This window comes from Oceanobacillus profundus (genome assembly GCF_003515705.1).
Taxonomy (GTDB): Bacteria; Bacillota; Bacilli; order Bacillales; family Amphibacillaceae; genus Oceanobacillus; species Oceanobacillus profundus.
The window spans coordinates 1-18,723 of the sequence record NZ_QWEH01000026.1; the positions used below are offsets into that span (position 1 = coordinate 1).

An 18,723-nucleotide genomic window follows, 5' to 3' on the forward strand; every position below is an offset into this window, starting at 1 on the left:
CAGTTAAATAAAAAAGAGCCTATACAGACATAGACTCTTAGCTTAAAGTTGGTCAAAAAGAATATCTTTCAAAAGAGTGTAAGGGGTACTTGACAGTTTCGTTCATATCAGTCTACGTATATTTCCTCCGCTAGTATATGCTCACCAATTATTACTTGTGGAATTAATCAAAACAATATCGATGCGCTACCAGTCCGGGTGAGCGGAGGGCGGTGACTCCAGTGGGAACAGCACGTGTCTGAAGACTCGGAGGAAGTGTTTTTCTTCCGGAGAGGCTGAAGCCGTGCCCACGGAAAGCATCCGCCCGAAGCGGTCCCGGAAGGCGATTATTGCACATACTTGAAGCAAACAGCCGGGAAGTTAGTTTGGAGTTTCTTTCAAATCTAATTCAATGAACCAACTTTATTTATAACTATGAAAACACTTTCTAAATTCAGATTAGTATGGTAAAGTAAGAGTAAATTTATTGAAGGAGGGCTTATAAACGGAATTACGAAATAAAATCATCCAGTCGTCTTTAATTTTATTTGAACAATACGGGTTTCATGGAGTTAGTGTGAATCAGATTGTTGAAAATGTAGGTACTTCTAAAGGTGGATTTTATCATCATTTCACCTCTAAAGATGAATTATTATTTGAAATTCACGATACATTTATAACGCATGTATTAGAAAAAGGGATTTACGCATATGAAACGCATCATTCACCAACCCAAAAATTAAAAGCAATTGTGAAAGAATTTGTAAACGTTTTCGGCCTGTATAAAGCACATATTTCTGTCTTTTATCAGGAGAGTACGTATTTAAAGCAACAATATCAAAGGTCAGTGAAAGACAAAAGGGATCAATTCAAACAAATTGTCATGCGAACAATTGAAGAGGGAAAGAAGTCTGGTGAGTTTCGAGAAGAACTGTCCGTTGAAATTACAACAATGGCAATCTTAGGAATGGTGAACTGGATTTATAAGTGGTACCGGCAATCAGGTGCAAACACGATGGATGAAATTGGAGATATCTTTGTTGATTTAATTTTGCATGCAGTTCTCCAAACAGAAACGATTTCTAAAGATAATTATAAAGAAATACTGTTAGACTTGCCATTCTTTGCAAAAGGGAATCGAAATGGCTAAAACAGACCAACTAGTCGGTCTTAACTTATGAGGGGGAATAGCATGAATTTCGAATTAACGAAAGAACAAGCGATGATTAAGAAGATGGTTCGAGACTTTGCTGAAGAAGTCATCCGACCAAGAGCAGTTGAAATTGACACGAAAGCAGAATTTCCAAGCGATATTTTTGATCAAATGGGGGAGCTTGGCTTACTAGGAATTCCGTTTCCAGATGAGTATGGTGGATCTGGTGGAGATACAGTTTCTTATGCGTTAGCAGTGGAAGAGATTGGGCGTGTATGTGGAAGTACTGGATTAAGTTATGCTGCGGCAGTTTCTCTTGGTGCAAGTCCACTCTATTATTTCGGAACTGACGAGCAAAAAGAAACCTATTTAAAGCCCCTTGCTTCAGGGAAAGCGCTTGGATCATTTGGATTAACCGAACCAAATGCTGGATCAGATGCAGGAGGAACGAAAACGACCGCGATAATTGATGGAGAAGATTATATCATTAATGGTGAAAAATGCTTTATTACGAATGCAAGCTTTGCCAAAATCATTATTGTAACCGCTGTCACCGGTAAAAATGAACAAGGAAAAAGCATGATCTCTTCAATTATTGTTCCTGCAGATACGAAAGGGGTTACGATAACGAGCAATTACGATAAGATGGGGGTTCGCGGGTCGGATACGGCTGAAATTGTACTTGAAAATGTTCGTGTGCCAAGAACAAATGTATTGGGAGAAGAACATAAAGGTTTCAATCAATTTCTCTATACCTTAGATGGAGGGAGAATTTCAATTGCAGCACTTGGACTTGGAATAGCGCAAGCATCACTTGATAAAGCACTAGCATATGCAAAAGACCGGAAGCAGTTCGGTAATTCAATTTCTAAATTCCAAGCGATCCAATTCAAGCTTGCTGATATGGCAATGGAAGTTGAGCTTGCAAGAAATATGGTGCATAAAGCTGCATGGTTAAAGGATCAAGGAAAGCCTTTTGGAAAAGAAGCCGCATATGCCAAACTGTTTGCGAGTGAAACAGCATTCCGCTCAGCAAATCAAGCGATCCAAATTCATGGGGGCTATGGTTATATGCGTGAATATGAGGTGGAACGCTATTTACGTGATGCAAAGCTACTAGAAATTGGAGAAGGAACGTCTGAGGTTCAACGATTGGTTATTGCTAGAGAACTAGGCTGCTAGTCCAGATTAGAAAGGGGAGAATTCATGTCATTATTAGGCTTAACTGTTGGTGAGTTGCTTGAAAAACAGGTGGATTTATATCCAAATCATGAAGCAATCGTCTATCCAGAATTAAAATTACGGAAAACATATTCGGAATTTAATGAAATGGTCAACCAAGCCGCAAAAGGATTGATGGCCCTAGGTATTCAAAAAGGGGAAAATGTAGCAATATGGGCTGATAATAAACCAGAATGGATTACATCGCAATTTGCAACCGGCAAAATGGGAGCTGTCCTTGTAACGGTAAATACAAATTATCAAGCGAATGAATTAACATATTTACTAAAGCAGTCTGAAGCAACAACCTTAATAATGGCCGAAAGCTATAAAGGAACATCCTATGTTGATATTTTAAAACAGCTATGCCCCGAGTTAGGAGTTCAGGAAAAAGGAAAATTACGGTTAGAAACATTACCAAACTTAAAAAATATCATTGTAATTAGTGATGCGGAATATCATTATGCCTATACGTGGAAGGAAGTCATTGCAAAAGGTAATGGTATCAATAATGTTCATTTAGAGCAACGGAAACAATCGCTGAACGAAGATGATGTCATTAACATGCAATATACATCAGGAACTACTGGATTTCCAAAAGGGGTTATGCTAACACATCGAAACATTGTCAACAACGGCAATCAGATTGCTGATTGCATGAAGCTTACTCCTAACGATCGATTATGCATACCAGTACCGTTTTTCCATTGTTTTGGCTGTGTATTAGGCATACTTGCTGCGGTATCCAAAGGTACAACGATGGTTATACTGGAGCAATTTCACGCAGAGAAGGTATTGCAAGCTGTTTCAGAAGAAAAATGCACGGGACTTCATGGCGTTCCTACAATGTTCATTGCAGAATTAAATCATCCTCGTTTTCATGAATTTGATCTGTCCCATTTGCGAACAGGTATTATGGCGGGATCAACTTGTCCAGTAGAAGTAATGTCCAATGTGATGAATAAAATGGGCGCAAAAGAAATTACAATTGCTTATGGTCAAACAGAATCGTCACCGGTGATATCACAAACAAGAACAGACGATCCAATTGAATTGAAAGTAAATACGGTTGGAAAACCACACCCTAATGTGGAAGTAAAAATCGTTATACCTGGAACGGATACAGAACAAGAAATCGGTGTTCCAGGTGAGCTGCTAACTCGAGGGTATCTTGTGATGAAAGGCTATTACAATAATCCCGAGGCAACGAGGGAAGCCATTGATAAGGAAGGTTGGCTTCATACCGGTGATTTAGCGGTGTTGCATAAAAATGGCTATATTGAAATAACTGGACGAATGAAAGATATGATTATACGCGGCGGAGAGAATATTTACCCACGAGAGATTGAGGAGTTTTTATATCAGCATCCAGACATTCTAGATGTACAAGTAATCGGAGTACCTGATGAAAAATATGGAGAGCAAGTCATGGCTTGGATTATTTTAAAGGATAATAAACAGATAACAAGCGAAGAAATTAAAGATTATTGTAATGGGAAAATATCGAGGCACAAGATACCCAAGTATATCGAATTTGTCGATGTATATCCAATGACAGCTAGCGGGAAGATACAGAAGTTTAAATTAAGAGAGATTGCGATGCAGCAACTTCAATCCTAGGGGGGAGCATATGATAAAAAAGGTGCTTATTGCAAATCGAGGAGAAATTGCAGCACGAATTATTCGCACATGTAAGAAATTAGGAATTCAAACAGTAGCTATTTATTCAGAAGCAGATCAAGAGGCTCCATATGTATCGATGGCGGATCAGAGCTTTTTGGTTGGAGCTCCACGTGTAAATGAGAGCTATTTAAATGTTGAACGGATAATTGCTGTCGCAAAAGAAGCGAAAGCCTGCGCGATTCATCCTGGATATGGTTTTCTTAGTGAGAATGAAGCATTTGCTAATCGCTGTTTGGAAGAAGGATTGATATTCATTGGACCAACAGGGAGCGTCATAAAGCAGATGGGAAGTAAAATAGCGGCAAGAAATGCAATGAATAAAATTGGCATTCCTGTTGTGCCCGGAACGGATGAAGCGATTGCGGCGATAGAGGACGCAGTAAAAATGGCAGAGAAAATTGGTTATCCAATTATGCTCAAGGCCTCGGCTGGGGGTGGCGGAATCGGTATGCAGGTTGTTTACTCAGAAGAAGAGCTGGCCAAAGCATTTGAAGGGAATTCAAAGCGTGCACAGACATTTTTCGGTGATGGTTCCATGTTTATGGAAAAGAAAATTGAAAATGCCCGCCATATTGAAATACAAATTTTAGCAGATCATCACGGAAATGCAATTCATTTATATGAACGTGAATGTTCGATACAGCGTCGAAATCAGAAAGTTATTGAAGAGGCTCCGTCACAGTTTATTTCAGAATCCACAAGACAGCGTATGGGCGAAGCTGCAGTTAAAGCTGTCAAGGCACTTGAGTACACCAATGCAGGGACGATTGAATTTCTAGTTGATGAATTAGAAAATTTTTACTTTTTGGAAATGAATACAAGAATTCAAGTTGAACATCCCATAACTGAAGAAATTACAGGAATTGATATTGTGGAAGAGCAACTACACATTGCTTCCGGTAAGGCATTAACAATTAAACAAACAGATTTGCAAATAGATGGTCATGCGATTGAAGCGAGAATTTATGCAGAAAATCCAGTTACGTTCTTCCCTTCACCAGGTCATATTTCTCATATTGAATTACCTGAGGGACCGAATATACGGAATGAAGTAGGTGTGACTGCCGATTATGATGTAACACCGTTTTATGACCCAATGATTGGAAAATTAATTGTAAAAGGGTCTAATCGCAAAGAAGCAATCGCTATATTAAAGGAAGCTTTATCCAGTTATAAAATCGATGGAATTAAAACAAATATTCCTATGTTGCAAGAGATTGTACAGCATGAACAATTTATAAAAGGAAACACAACGACAGCTTTTATTGAAAAATTCTATCATATATAAAGGAAACTGAGGAGGATACGGATATGCAAGAAGTGAAAGCGAGTATGGCAGGGAATGTATGGAAAATTGTAGTGGCTGTAGGAGAACAAGTGGAAGAAGGTCAGGATATTGTAATACTTGAGTCCATGAAAATGGAGATACCAATTGCAGCGGAAGCATCTGGGGTAGTAAAAGAATTAAAAGTTGCAGAGGGTGATTTTGTAAATGATGAAGATGTTCTTGCCGTTATTGAATAGGTTAGAAAATAACTAGGCTGCTTCATAGAAGTGAAACTTCATTCAGTGGGGGGTCTTTACTCTCCCACCTTCACACATATTATTTCCCTCTTGTTTAGAGGTGGGAGTATAACAGACCATTAATGCATGATAAAAATGGCACGGACAGGTTGTGAAGGAACTGCAGATGATTGCGATTAGAATAAAAATAAGCCTAAAATAAACCTTCTAAAGGATGAGGATAAATGTCGGATTTAATTACGATCAACATACATGAGGAGCATGTAGCTGTCCTAACGCTGAACCGACCAGAAGCTGCGAATGCGCTATCGCATGCATTATTAGTTGCATTAAACGAAGCAATAAAAGAAATTAACCAAAACAAATCGATTTATTGTACGGTTATTACGGGGGCAGGCGAGAAAGCTTTTTGCGCTGGTGCAGATTTAAAAGAACGAAAGGGAATGTCAGAAGATGAGGTAATGAAGGCGGTTCGTTACATAGGGGAAACTGTAACCGCAATTGAAGGGATGAATATGCCCGTAATTGCGGCAATTAATGGTGCTGCTTATGGTGGTGGTTTAGAATTAGCCCTTTCATGTGATATCCGAATTGCTGCACAAAATATTAAACTAGGCTTGACAGAAACATCTCTAGCCATCATTCCAGGCGCAGGCGGCACTCAAAGGTTGCCTCGTCTTATTGGAACAGGGCATGCTAAGCGTTTGATATTTACTGCGAAACCAATCGATGCTTCAGAAGCCATCTCTATTGGCCTGGTTGAACAAACAGCTGAACAAGCAGACCTGTTAACAGATGCATTGGTGTTAGCGAAAACCATTGCTTCCAACGGGCCGATTGCTTTAAAACAGGCGAAAATAGCTATTAATAATGGTACGCAAACAGATATAAAAGAGGGATTAGACATTGAACGTGCATGCTATGCGGAAACCATTCCGACAGTAGATAGAGTGGAAGGGCTTCAAGCATTCAAGGAAAAAAGGAAGCCATTATATAAAGGTATTTAGTGAGGAGGATGCAACATGTCTTATTTAGAAGAATTGCAGGAGAGAATGCGTAAAATAGAAAAAGGCGGAAAAGACAAGTACCATAAAAGCAATGAAGAAAAAGGGAAGCTTTTTGTCCGAAAACGATTAGAGATTTTATTTGATAGCGGGATGAACATTGAAGATGCATTTTTTGCGAATTGCCTGGACGACGATTTACCATCTGATGGGGTTGTTACAGGAATTGGAAAAGTCAACAATCAGGACGTTTGTGTGATGGCCAATGATTCAACAGTAAAGGCCGGCTCGTGGGGGAAGCGAACGGTTGAAAAGATATTGCGGATTCAAGAAACAGCAATGAAGCTTGAGCTGCCAATGATTTATTTGGTAGACTCTGCAGGTGCCAGAATTACCGACCAAATCGAAATGTTTCCAGGCAGACGTGGTGCAGGACGAATTTTCCATAATCAAATTAAATTATCGGGAAGAGTACCACAAGTATGTTTGCTGTTTGGACCATCTGCGGCTGGAGGAGCATATATACCAGCGTTTTGTGATATTGTGATCATGGTTGATGGGAATGCCTCCATGTATTTAGGTTCACCAAGAATGGCAGAAAAAGTAATCGGAGAAAAGGTATCATTGGAGGAAATGGGTGGTGCAGTCATGCATTGTTCAGTTTCTGGTGTTGGTGATGTGTTAGTGAAGACGGAAGAAGAGGCAATACACTATGCACAGAACTATTTAAGCTATTTTCCGGCTAATTTCAGGTCGAAGCCGAATAATGTTGAAGCGAAACCTGTTCCAGCATTTGAAAAGTCGATCACTGATATCGTACCAGAAAACCAAAATGCTCCATTTAATATGTATGATTTAATTGACCGAATTATTGATGAAGGCAGTTTCTGCGAAATCAAGAAGAAGTTTGCAGCTGAATTAATTACCGGGCTTGCACGGATTGAGGGCAGCTCTGTCGGCATTATCGCAAACCAGCCACGCGTAAAAGGCGGCGTTTTATTTACGGATTCTGCTGATAAAGCAGCAAAGTTTATCCAGCTCTGTGATGCCTTTAATATTCCGCTATTATTCTTAACAGATGTACCAGGATTTATGATAGGAACAAAGGTAGAGAGACAAGGTATTATTCGACACGGTGCTAAAATGCTTTCAGCGATGAGCGAAGTAACGGTACCAAAAATATCGGTCATTGTTCGGAAGGCATATGGTGCAGGTCTTTATGCGATGTCAGGACCAGCGTTTGATCCAGATTGCTGTTTAGCTTTCCCAAATGCACAAATTGCGGTAATGGGACCAGAAGCAGCAGTAAATGCTGTGGAAGCTAATAAAATTGCCCAATTACCGGAAGAGGATCGTGCCGCATTTATTAAACAAAAGCAAGATGAATATAAAGAAAATATTGATGTTTACCGACTTGCATCTGAAATGGTAATCGATGCCGTAATCGATCCAAATACATTAAGACAGGAGCTAGTGAACCGTTTTTCCGTTTATGCAGCTAAAAATGTAACATTCACCGAAAGAAAGCATGGTGTATATCCTGTATAAACAGGTGATTATAAAATTGAGATGACAAATAAAACCTAGAAACTAAGATAATCATGTTTCTAGGTTTTTAACTATGAATTCCTAATCATTTAGATTACCATAATAATATTATGTAAACTAATAAACAAACTTATCTTTGCGAATCAATAATAACCTTATTTGTGAAATCGCTTTTATAATTTGTGGCAATCCAATGACTAATTTCGTATAATAGACTTTAAATTGGGATGTGGAAGAAGGGGACATGAATACCGTGATCGTAAAAGATAGAAAAGAGTCGTTAAATGCAGAACAGCTAGTTGCTTTGTATGCCCAGATGAAACAAAACGGGGATCATTTAAATGCATCTAAAATCCTTGACATTTATGAAAAGCACCAAAAACAGGAGCTGATAATAAGTTTTGCTGGACACTTTTCAGCCGGGAAATCTTCGATGATTAATGCATTGTTAGAAGAAGAAATTTTACCGAAGAGTCCAATACCTACCAGTGCAAACGTTGTTAAAATTACTTCAGGTGATGCTGTTGCAAGGGTGTTTTTTACGACAGAGCAGCCTGTTGAATACAAAGAACCATATGATATTGAAATGATTAAGGAATATTCAAAGGATAAAGAGGCAATTAAAAAAATAGAAATAAGCACTGGTAAACAAATCGTACCTGTTGGATCTGCACTTATTGATACACCTGGTATTGATGCTGCAGATGATGCAGATCGAATTATGACAGAGGCATCCTTACATTTAGCTGACGTTTTATTTTATGTGATGGATTATAATCATGTACAATCAGAGGTTAATTTACAATTCTTGAAGTCAATTCAAGAGAAAAAATTGCCTTATTTTGTTGTTATTAACCAAATTGACAAGCATGATGAACAGGAACTACGTTTTGTATCGTTCGACAAAAGTATTAAACAAACGTTTGATCAATGGAACTTAAAGCCAAATAATATCTATTATACTTCACTAAAAGAACCGAATATAGCGCATAACGCATTTGAGCAAATCAAAGAAAAAATATTTATTATGATGGGGCCAGACCGTCCAAAATATCTTCATATTCAACAATCCGTACGACAAGTAATGGATGAGCACCGGTCATTTCTTGCAACAAAATATGAATCCCTGATTGATGATCTAACAGCCGGTGAAGCGACGAGATCCGATGATTCGTATTTAGATGAACTTGAAGCAACAGAAGAAAAATTATTATACCTAGAGAATGAACCGATAAAATTTGAGCAGGAATTTTTGGAAGAGCTGCAACAAACATTAAATAATGCCTATTTGATGCCAGCAAATCTTAGGGATAAAGCACAATTATTTTTAGAATCACAGCAATCCGATTTTAAGGTCGGGCTATTTGCATCGAAAAAGAAAACGAAAGAGGAAAAAAATACACGAGCAGAACAATTTCTCGATCTATTAAAAGAAAACATGCACAAGTCTATTGAATGGAAGTTTCGCGATAAGCTACTAGTATTGTTGAAAAAATATGCTATACATGATACTTCCCTTCAAAATGAAATTAATGGGATGGTGGTTACATACGAGCTTGACCATCTACTGCAATTAATGAAGCCTGGTGCGAAAGTGAATGGAGATTATGTATTAAATTATACGAATGATGTATCGGCAAATATTAAAAGCATTTATAAACAGCTTGCAAGAAAACAATTGCATGTTATGCAATCATTAATTGTTAAAAAGAATGAGGATGCAAAGAGAGTCCATGAGCATAATTTTACTCATTTCAAAAAACAACAGAATATAAGTGAAACAATAAAGCAGCTGCAATCAGAATGGCAAGCAGCATATGCGAAGTTAGAGAGACAATATAGTGAACCAAAAGTTGATGCGTCCGGATGGGAATTAGTTAAGCAAGCATTAGAAAGGAAGCCCAAACCAATTAGGGTAGTGGCAGACAAAAGGACAGTCTCGACTAGAGAATACAATAAACCTAGCGAAAAGGATTTCAAGAATAATGGTTTTACGAAGGAAATGAAAATGGAGGATGTCGTTGAGAGCATTGAATCGACGATAAAACTGATTCGTGAGTTGCCAGGATTTGAGTCTTTAAAGACAGACTTATCGGAGAAAGCAAATCGACTGAGAAACCGCTCCTATACGATAGCTCTATTCGGGGCATTTAGTGCTGGTAAATCATCGTTTGCAAATGCGTTGATGGGTGAGAAAGTATTGCCTGTCTCACCAAACCCAACAACTGCAACAGTGAACAGAATTTGCCCTGTTAATGATAAACACCCGCACGGTACTGTTGTCGTTACCTTAAAAGATCAAGCAATGTTAGCCCGAGACTTACAAATGATTACAAAGAAGTTATCACCAAAAGGTTCAGAGTTTGACGAACTAATTGAATGGGTTAAAGCAAATGAACTTGAGAAGAGTGAGCAATTAAACAAGATGTATCAAGCTTATTTACATGCTATGTTAAAAGGTTACGAGGTCCATCGAAACTTTATCGGGAAAGATATTACGATTAACCTTGAACAGTTTGCAAGCTATGTAACAGACGAGACGAAAGCTTGTTATATCGAATCCATTAGCCTATATTATGATTGTGCACTTACAAGAGAAGGGATTACACTTGTTGATACACCAGGAGCAGATTCCATTAATGCACGGCACACGAACGTTGCCTTCGAGTATATTAAGCATGCAGATGCAATTCTTTATGTAACCTATTATAACCACGCTTTATCACGCGCAGATAAAGACTTTTTGATGCAATTAGGACGTGTAAAAGAAGCATTTCAGTTAGATAAAATGTTTTTTATTGTCAATGCGTCGGATTTAGCCGCTGACGAAGCAGAATTAAAACTCGTAACGGATTATGTGCAAGGACAATTATTACAATTAGGTATCCGACTTCCAAGGCTCTACCCGGTTTCAAGCAAAACATCATTGGAACAAAAAATAGCAAAACAATCGCTTAACAAACAAATGCAGCAACTGGAAGCTGATTTTTACCAGTTTATATATCATGACCTTTCGTCTCTTACAATTGAATCAGCAATTCGTGATATGGGAAGAACGAGCCACACACTAGATAATTATATCCAATCCATAAACATGGACCATCAGGAGAAAGAAACTAGGGCAAATGATATAAAAACGAAGGCAAATAAACTGGTATCAGAAATTAATGCCTATGATGCTTCAGTTTATCAGGACCAAATTGCTCAAAAAATAGAAAAGCAATTGTTTTATGTTTTAGAAAGACTATCAATTCGTTTTCATGATATGTTCAAAGAAATGTATAATCCGACAACCATTACCGAATCAGGGAAGAAAGCACAAAATCAGCTAAGAGAAAGCTTGGATAATTTGCTCGAATACATTGCTTTTGAGCTTCATCAAGAGCTGCAAGCTGTGTCGCTTCGAATAGAGTCCTATATGCACGAGCAATTAAATGAATTCTTCCAGGCTTTGGCCGGTAAAAGTGTAGAGAGCGATTCATTATTTGAACTGCCAGATATGAAACAGCTGGAAATTGATACACCAGCCTTTCAAAAAGGTTTATCTGACATTGATTCCAATCAATTTAATGCTGTATTTTCTAAGTACAAAGGCACGAAAGCTTTCTTTGAAAAAAATGAAAAAGAATTTATGAAGGAACAGATGTATGCTATAATAAAACCTTGTGCACAGCAATATTTAGATACAAATCATTCTTTCATGCAAAGCTCTTACCAAAATCAATTGGATAGCCTTGTTGAAAATATTCGTGCGCAAGCGGAACGAAATGCCCACTTGCAAGTAGATAATTATTTAAAAATGCTGCAATCTACAGTGGATATACCAGTTCTGCTAGAAAAGCAGAAACAGTTAAAGTCGATTATAAAGCATTAGAGGAAGTGTTAAAATATGGATAAAAAAAATGTATTGCTCGTTGATGGAATGGCCCTTTTGTTTCGTGGCTTTTTTGCAACATCTTTTAGAGGGAACTTCATGCGAACGAGTAAAGGAATTCCCACAAATGGTATTTATCAATTTATGCGTTACTTTTTAGATGCAGTCGATACATTTAAACCATCACATGTAATATGCTGCTGGGACATGGGCAGCAAGACTTTTCGTACAGAGTTGTATGAAGGCTATAAAGCAAACCGAGATGCGCCGCCAGAAGAACTTATTCCACAATTCGATTTGGTTAAAGAAGTAGTGGAAGCATTTGATATGCCAAACATTGGTTTAGTAAACTTTGAAGCAGATGATTGTATTGGAACTCTCGCGCGCATCTATAGCAAAACAGATGAAGTAATAATTCTTACTGGTGATCAGGACATACTGCAGCTTGTTGATGAGGGCATCCGTGTTGCGATCATGAAAAAAGGACAAGGAAACTACGAAGTGTTTGATCGTCATAATTTTTATGAGAAAAAGGGAATTTCTCCAGAGCAAATTATTGATTTAAAAGGACTAATGGGTGATACCGCTGATAACTATCCAGGTGTTAAAGGCATTGGCGAAAAAACGGCATTAAAGCTCTTGCAGGAATATGAAACAATTGATAATTTGCTAGATAATATAGATAAGCTTCCAAAAGGTGTTCAAACAAAAATTAACAACAATTTGGACATGCTTCACTTATCAAGGTCATTAGCTCGGATTAAATGTGATGTTCCAATCAGCTGTTCATTAGACACGGCATTATGGAAATATGATAAAGATAGAGTTTCAATGAAATTTGAGGAATTAGAATTTAAAAATTTAGCAAAATTAATATAAAGCTTTATTTCGAATCAATCCTCTGTATGCAAATATACAGGGGATTTTTTTGACCTTTTACATTTCCGGTATACGGCAGTGGGGTATATAACAAAAAAGCTGGGGTATTTATTTCTCTGAAGAAAATGGTTTCTGTTGTAGTTAAGCGGGGTTGGAATGTTTTAAACCAAATTCGTTCTTTATTAAGAAACAAACTATTTTTCTGGATAGTTCGTTATAAAGAAATTATTTGTAATGAAGTAAGATCAAAGATTTTCATTAGATATAAATAATGGTAATGGCTGCAAGAAATGTCTATAATAAAGATTACAAAACAATAATTATTTAAGTACTACGTAGTGGAGGAGGAAATGGAATGTATTTCCCTTCGAAAAAGGATAAATGGTTAACGATTGTAATCTGGGGAATTGCTTTGCTCGGATTTATCACACCACTAATAAAAGCACAGCTGATTTCCGCTTTTATCATGCTGCTTTTAGGGCTATTTCTTTTATGGTTTTGGTTTAAAACTGGTTATAAAATAGAGGGTGGAAAAATTAAAATTCATTATGGTCCAATCCGCCAAACAATAAAAATAAATGAGATTGAAGTTATCATGAAATCGAAGTCACCTTTAACAGCGCCAGCACTATCGATGGATCGTATTCAAATTAGATGTGGAAGGTATGATATATTTTCGATTTCTCCACAAAATCAAGATCGATTTTTAGAGGTTATTACGGATATGAATCCAGATATTTCACTTGATACTAGGTTACTAAATAAATAATTCAGAATGGAAAGTAGAGGTTAATTATGCAAGTAGTACATAATGTAACAGAATTAATCGGTAATACGCCATTAGTAAAGCTCAATAAGCTAGTTCCGGAGGGCGCAGCAGATATTTATATTAAGCTGGAAATGTTTAATCCAAGTAAGAGTGTGAAAGATCGTGCAGCAGCTAATATGATTAAAGTTGCAGAAGAGAAGGGACTTATTAAGCCTGGAGACACGATTATTGAGCCGACGAGCGGAAATACAGGAATTGGCCTTGCGATGACTGCAGCTGCTAAAGGGTATAAAGCAATACTCGTCATGCCCGATAATAGTACAATGGAAAGAAGGAATATTTTAAAAGCTTATGGTGCAGAGGTTGTATTAACTCCAAGTGAAGAGAAGATGCCAGGTTCCATTAAAAAGGCACTGGAGATACAAGCGGAAATCCCTGGAAGCTTTATCCCGCAGCAATTTGAAAACACTGCCAATTCGGATATTCATCGAACGACAACTGCGCTGGAAATTATGGAGCAGACCGATGGGGAACTGGATGCATTCGTCTGTACAGCTGGAACTGGAGGGACAGTAACCGGAACTGGCGAAACATTAAAGCAGAAAATTCCTGGAATTCATATAGCAGTTGTAGAGCCAAAAGGATCACCAGTCCTCTCGGGAGGGAAGCCGGGCAAGCATAAATTAGTCGGAACCAGTCCTGGTTTTATACCAGATATATTGAATACAAGTGTGTATGACGAAATTATTCAAATCAGCGATGAAGAAGCGATTGGTTTATTACGGAGATTGGCACAGGAAGAAGGTATTTTTATTGGGCCTTCTGGTGCGGCAGCAGTTTATGCTGCAATAGAAGTGGCTAAAAAGCTAGGTGAAGGAAAAAGAGTAGTTTGTATTGCGCCTGATACAGGTGAACGCTATTTAAGTATGAATCTTTTCGATGGCGTTTAATAATCATTGTTAATATCTTATCGTGATAGAGACCCTTGAAAAGTTCAAGGGTCTCTTAATTATGCCTTAAAAACCGTTGACCCTTGTGTTGACATTTTGTCAACGTGAAGGTATAGTACAACATAATGTGTATCCTCAAACACAGAATTTAATATGATTATTGATTGATAGAGAGGATGAGAGAATGGACATAAAAAGTGCAAATAATAAATTAGGTAAACGAATAAGAGAATTGTTACAGGATAAATCAATGTCAATGCGTCATTTAAGTAAGTTGACGGATATTGACACAGCAACAATATCACGAATTATTAATGGGAAAAGAAAAGCTAATTTAAATCATTTAGAAAACTTTGCCAAAAGCCTTGAAGTTCCAGTAGTCGATTTAATTGAAGCTGCTGGTTATCGTTCAAAAGATAACGAAGAAGAAAATCGTACTGGTGTTGAGGAGGAGCTTAAATATACCAAAAAATTACTTGCCGCATATCAGATTGAAGAGGAAAGACTGACAATGGAAAATATCGAGCAAGAATTAAAAGTACATCAGGAATATAGTCAAACTGATGAGGGGCGAAGAATGATTATTACAAGCTTTAAAGAAAAGCTTAAAAAAGCTGGCTCTGCAAATTCGTTTGTTCAGCAATTGGAAGACATGTACCATCGATTTCGTCTGCAAAAGGGTACAAAAACAGAGGTTACACTTTTGGGTGGAGCTTTGATTTATTTTATTTTGACGATTGATATGATTCCTGATTATATGTTTGCTATCGGTTTTCTTGATGATGTACTAATTGTTAAATATACAATGTTTCTATTGAAATTTTAAGATGCTTTTTTGTTTTAAATTTTTGAAAGGGTAAAAGGTTAGAACATGCAGAAAAAAAATAGTCTATTAGACTATCAGTTATTATTCATTATTTTAGTTCTTTTAATTTTTAGTTGTTTCGCTGTGTACAGTGGGTCTGGACAATATGGGGAATCAGGATACTATGTGCTTCGGCAAATTATCTGGTACTGCATCGGGATAGCAATCATGTTTGGAGTAGCAGCTTTTGATTATGAGCTGTTGGAGAAATTGGCAAAACCACTATATTGGATCGGGGTCTTTTCTTTACTGCTGGTTCATTTATTTGGTGTAGAAAAGAACGGATCACAACGATGGATTAGCCTAGGTTTCATTGAATTGCAGCCATCAGAATTTATGAAAATATTCTTGCTCGTGTATCTAGCTGTATATTTGAAAAAAATAGGTGAAGATAGAATTTCCTTCAAAAAGAGTATTCCGGTAGTAATAAGAATCGGCATCATAACCATTATTCCTATCTTATTCATTTATACACAGCCTGATTTGGGCTCTTCTCTAATAATAATCTCCATTGCTTTAACTTTATTTTTTATTTCCAGTATCTCGTTTAAGATGATTATGTTAAGTGTTACGGTTATGACAAGTGCTATTGGATTTCTTATGTATCTTTACACGTACAAAAATGATCTATTTACACAAATTTTTAAGCCGCATCAGCTTGGGAGGATTTATGCTTGGATAAGTCCAGATAAATATTCTTCGGGATATGGATATCAACTAAAGCAATCAATGCTAGGTATTGGATCGGGGCAATTAACTGGTACTGGGTTTAATCAAGGTGTACAGGTAAATATGGGGAAAATACCTGAAGCGCATACCGACTTTATTTTTGCTGTAATTGGTGAGGATTTCGGATTTGTAGGTGCAAGTTTACTTCTCTTTACATATTTCTTATTGTTTTATCGGATTTTAAAAATTGCTCACAAATCGAACACTTTGCTTGGTGTTTATATATGTGTAGGGGCTATTGGTTTAATTGCCTTTCAAGTATTTCAAAATATAGCTATGACAATCGGTCTAATGCCAATAACAGGGCTTGCTTTACCATTGATTAGTTATGGGGGAAGCGCTCTAATAACGAACATGATTGCATTAGGCTTAGTTTGCAGTGTTCGTATGCGGTCTAAAAAATATATATTTAGTGATGGTGTTTAATTCATCTGAAAGATATGGTGGTAATCATGGCAACTTTTATTAGAAACAAATTTAGAAAAATAGATTATTCATTGCTAATCAGCATTTTATTATTGGCTGGGTTTGGTGTAATCATGGTATATAGCGCTAGTTACCCAATCTCATATGTCCATTATGGAGATGCCAATTATTTTTTTTCAAGACAGATTCAATGGTTGCTGATCGGCCTGTTCTTTTTTTCTATTGCAGCAATTTTGCCTTACCGGCTTTATGGTAAGTTAAGCCCAGCTTTCATATTCATGTCCATTTTATTGCTAATCATTATCTTAATGCCTGGAATTGGTGTTGAACGTAATAATTCACAGAGATGGATACAACTTGGAGGGTTTGTTTTTCAGCCTACTGAGCCGATCAAGTTATTCATGATCATTTATTTTGCTTATTTTTATTCACAGAAGCAAGCCTATATCAATCAGTTTAAAAAAGGTGTTTTACCCCCGCTATTAATTTTGGGGGTTATGTTTTTATTAATATTGAAACAACCTGATTTAGGATCCGCTGCATTAATTTTATTCGTATGCGGAATAATTGTCGTTTGTTCCGGCGTAAGAAAAATTCATTTGTTTATTTTAGGCAGTGTTGGATTAATTGGAGTTATTTATTTCGCTTTTACATCAGCTTACCGTTTTGAGCGCATTACCTCCTTTTTAAATCCGTTTGAAAACCATTTAGGTTCAGGCTACCAACTTGTGAACTCTTATATTGCTATTGGAACAGGTGGAATATGGGGAGCAGGTCTTGGTAACAGTGTTCAGAAATTAGGTTATTTACCAGAGGCTCATACGGATTTCATTATGGCTATTATTTTGGAGGAAATAGGAGTATTTGGCCTGATTATTGTTTTGGGTTCTTATTTGTTCATCATGCTTCGAGGAATAAGGATTGCGAAGGATTGTAAAGATATGTTTCCAAAGCTATTGGCGATAGGGATTACATTTCAAATTATGATCCAAGCCATTTTTAATTTAGGTGCGGTTTCTGGAATGCTTCCAATTACAGGTATCACGTTGCCACTCGTAAGCTACGGAGGATCTTCTTTATTATTTACACTAATTTCTGCCGGTATTTTGGTTAACATATCTACTTTAACTAAAGGTGCTGGCTAATATAGGGATACGATTTTGCTTTATTGGTTTTGGGTAATTCTCTATACCGATAAAGCTTTTTTATTTTGTTATCATGCGTCTCACAACTTTATAAAAAGTCATTTATTTTCAACCTCAACTGGGCAACCTATAGAATGGCAAAAATAATGAAAGGGTGTTTATAAAGAATGATGAAAAAAATCTTGTTAACAGCCGTATTTATGACTGGTATGATTTGGCAGATGCCAAGTATTTCAGCTTCCTTCCATGAGGATGTGGTTTGGAAATCGTTTGGCAATCACAATGAAAAACAGGAAACGGATAAGCGTTTTTTCAAAAGTAAAGCATTGTTAAAGCTGCACGCTAAAGAATTAGGGATTGATATGGCGGGGAAGGACGATGAAACACTTGCCAAGGAAATATATGAGGCAATGGTTCTTCAAGCTGCTAAGAAGTTAGATATTGAATCAGAGGGGAAATCAACGGAAGAATTAAAAGAGGAAATTTATCATGCTAAAGTAATAGAAAAAGCTAAAGAACTTGATGTTGAGATGAAGGGGAAAGAGCCGGATGCATTGGCTCGGGAAGTGCATGAAATTCTAATGAAGCAAAAAGCAATTGAGCTAGGAGTTTCTGTGCAAGGAAAGGATTCTAACGCATTAAAAACTGAAATTAGGAAAGCTGCGCTAACAAAGAAAGCGGCAAAATTAGGAATTATGACAAAAGGAAAAGAAGTACATGAAATTAAAAATGAGATATATGAGGCAAAGATTATTCAATCAGCTGAAAAGCTAGACATTGATATAGCGAATAAAGATGCGGAGCAGCTTTTAGATGAAATTATTTCGGAGCACTTTGAACAAGCAAAGGAACTTCAAATCTACCCATTTAAAGCTTCATCATAAAAAAACAGGCTGGAAAAATCCAGCCTGTTTGGCAGATAGGAAGGTATGACACTTTTGATATCTGCATCAGTATAGCAGAGGAAGAAAACT

General features: G+C 37.1%; 15 protein-coding genes. All 15 read left to right on the forward strand.

Annotated features, from left to right (window positions below; all coding sequences use genetic code 11):
- Positions 1–502: 502 nt before the first annotated feature.
- The 15 genes from D1B32_RS22050 to D1B32_RS22120 all read left to right on the forward strand — a co-directional run bounded on the left by D1B32_RS22050 (position 503) and on the right by D1B32_RS22120 (position 18,633).
- On the forward strand, positions 503–1,129 hold the full coding sequence (locus tag D1B32_RS22050) for a TetR/AcrR family transcriptional regulator (protein WP_095308851.1): 627 nt from the start codon (positions 503–505) through the stop codon (positions 1,127–1,129).
- Positions 1,130–1,171: 42 nt separating this feature from the next.
- Positions 1,172–2,314 carry an acyl-CoA dehydrogenase family protein gene (locus D1B32_RS22055; protein ID WP_095308853.1) on the forward strand — a complete coding sequence of 381 codons (1,143 nt, stop codon included), beginning with the start codon at positions 1,172–1,174 and terminating at the stop codon, positions 2,312–2,314.
- A gap of 24 nt (positions 2,315–2,338) precedes the next feature.
- A complete protein-coding gene (locus tag D1B32_RS22060; protein WP_118890418.1) occupies positions 2,339–3,973 on the forward strand; it encodes an AMP-binding protein in 1,635 nt (544 codons plus the stop codon).
- 10 nt (positions 3,974–3,983) lie between these two features.
- Positions 3,984–5,324: an acetyl-CoA carboxylase biotin carboxylase subunit gene (locus D1B32_RS22065; RefSeq protein ID WP_118890419.1), complete on the forward strand. Its 1,341-nt coding sequence runs from the start codon at positions 3,984–3,986 to the stop codon at positions 5,322–5,324.
- Between the two features lie 23 nt (positions 5,325–5,347).
- The gene (locus tag D1B32_RS22070; protein WP_095308858.1) at positions 5,348–5,560 is read left to right on the forward strand and encodes an acetyl-CoA carboxylase biotin carboxyl carrier protein subunit; all 213 of its coding nucleotides are present in this window, start codon (positions 5,348–5,350) and stop codon (positions 5,558–5,560) included.
- 224 nt (positions 5,561–5,784) lie between these two features.
- Complete coding sequence (locus D1B32_RS22075; RefSeq protein WP_095308860.1) at positions 5,785–6,567, forward strand: enoyl-CoA hydratase; 783 nt, start codon at positions 5,785–5,787, stop codon at positions 6,565–6,567.
- Between the two features lie 15 nt (positions 6,568–6,582).
- The gene (locus tag D1B32_RS22080; RefSeq protein WP_095308861.1) at positions 6,583–8,112 is read left to right on the forward strand and encodes an acyl-CoA carboxylase subunit beta; all 1,530 of its coding nucleotides are present in this window, start codon (positions 6,583–6,585) and stop codon (positions 8,110–8,112) included.
- Between the two features lie 244 nt (positions 8,113–8,356).
- Positions 8,357–11,986 carry a dynamin family protein gene (locus D1B32_RS22085; protein WP_118890420.1) on the forward strand — a complete coding sequence of 1,210 codons (3,630 nt, stop codon included), beginning with the start codon at positions 8,357–8,359 and terminating at the stop codon, positions 11,984–11,986.
- Between the two features lie 15 nt (positions 11,987–12,001).
- Positions 12,002–12,865, forward strand: a complete 864-nt coding sequence (locus D1B32_RS22090) for a 5'-3' exonuclease (protein ID WP_118890421.1) — start codon at positions 12,002–12,004, stop codon at positions 12,863–12,865.
- A 355-nt stretch (positions 12,866–13,220) separates the two neighbouring features.
- Positions 13,221–13,634 carry a PH domain-containing protein gene (locus D1B32_RS22095; RefSeq protein ID WP_118890422.1) on the forward strand — a complete coding sequence of 138 codons (414 nt, stop codon included), beginning with the start codon at positions 13,221–13,223 and terminating at the stop codon, positions 13,632–13,634.
- A 26-nt stretch (positions 13,635–13,660) separates the two neighbouring features.
- Positions 13,661–14,584, forward strand: coding sequence for a cysteine synthase A (gene cysK / locus D1B32_RS22100; RefSeq protein WP_118890423.1), 924 nt, complete (start codon positions 13,661–13,663; stop codon positions 14,582–14,584).
- 184 nt (positions 14,585–14,768) lie between these two features.
- Positions 14,769–15,410 (forward strand): helix-turn-helix domain-containing protein, encoded by a 642-nt coding sequence (locus D1B32_RS22105; protein WP_118890424.1) that lies wholly within the window; start codon positions 14,769–14,771, stop codon positions 15,408–15,410.
- A gap of 45 nt (positions 15,411–15,455) precedes the next feature.
- Positions 15,456–16,604 (forward strand): rod shape-determining protein RodA, encoded by a 1,149-nt coding sequence (gene rodA / locus D1B32_RS22110; protein WP_118890425.1) that lies wholly within the window; start codon positions 15,456–15,458, stop codon positions 16,602–16,604.
- A 26-nt stretch (positions 16,605–16,630) separates the two neighbouring features.
- Entirely contained in the window at positions 16,631–17,749 is a 1,119-nt protein-coding gene (gene ftsW / locus D1B32_RS22115) for a putative lipid II flippase FtsW (protein WP_118890426.1), read from the forward strand.
- A gap of 167 nt (positions 17,750–17,916) precedes the next feature.
- A complete protein-coding gene (locus D1B32_RS22120; protein ID WP_118890427.1) occupies positions 17,917–18,633 on the forward strand; it encodes a hypothetical protein in 717 nt (238 codons plus the stop codon).
- The last annotated feature ends 90 nt before the right edge of the window (positions 18,634–18,723 follow it).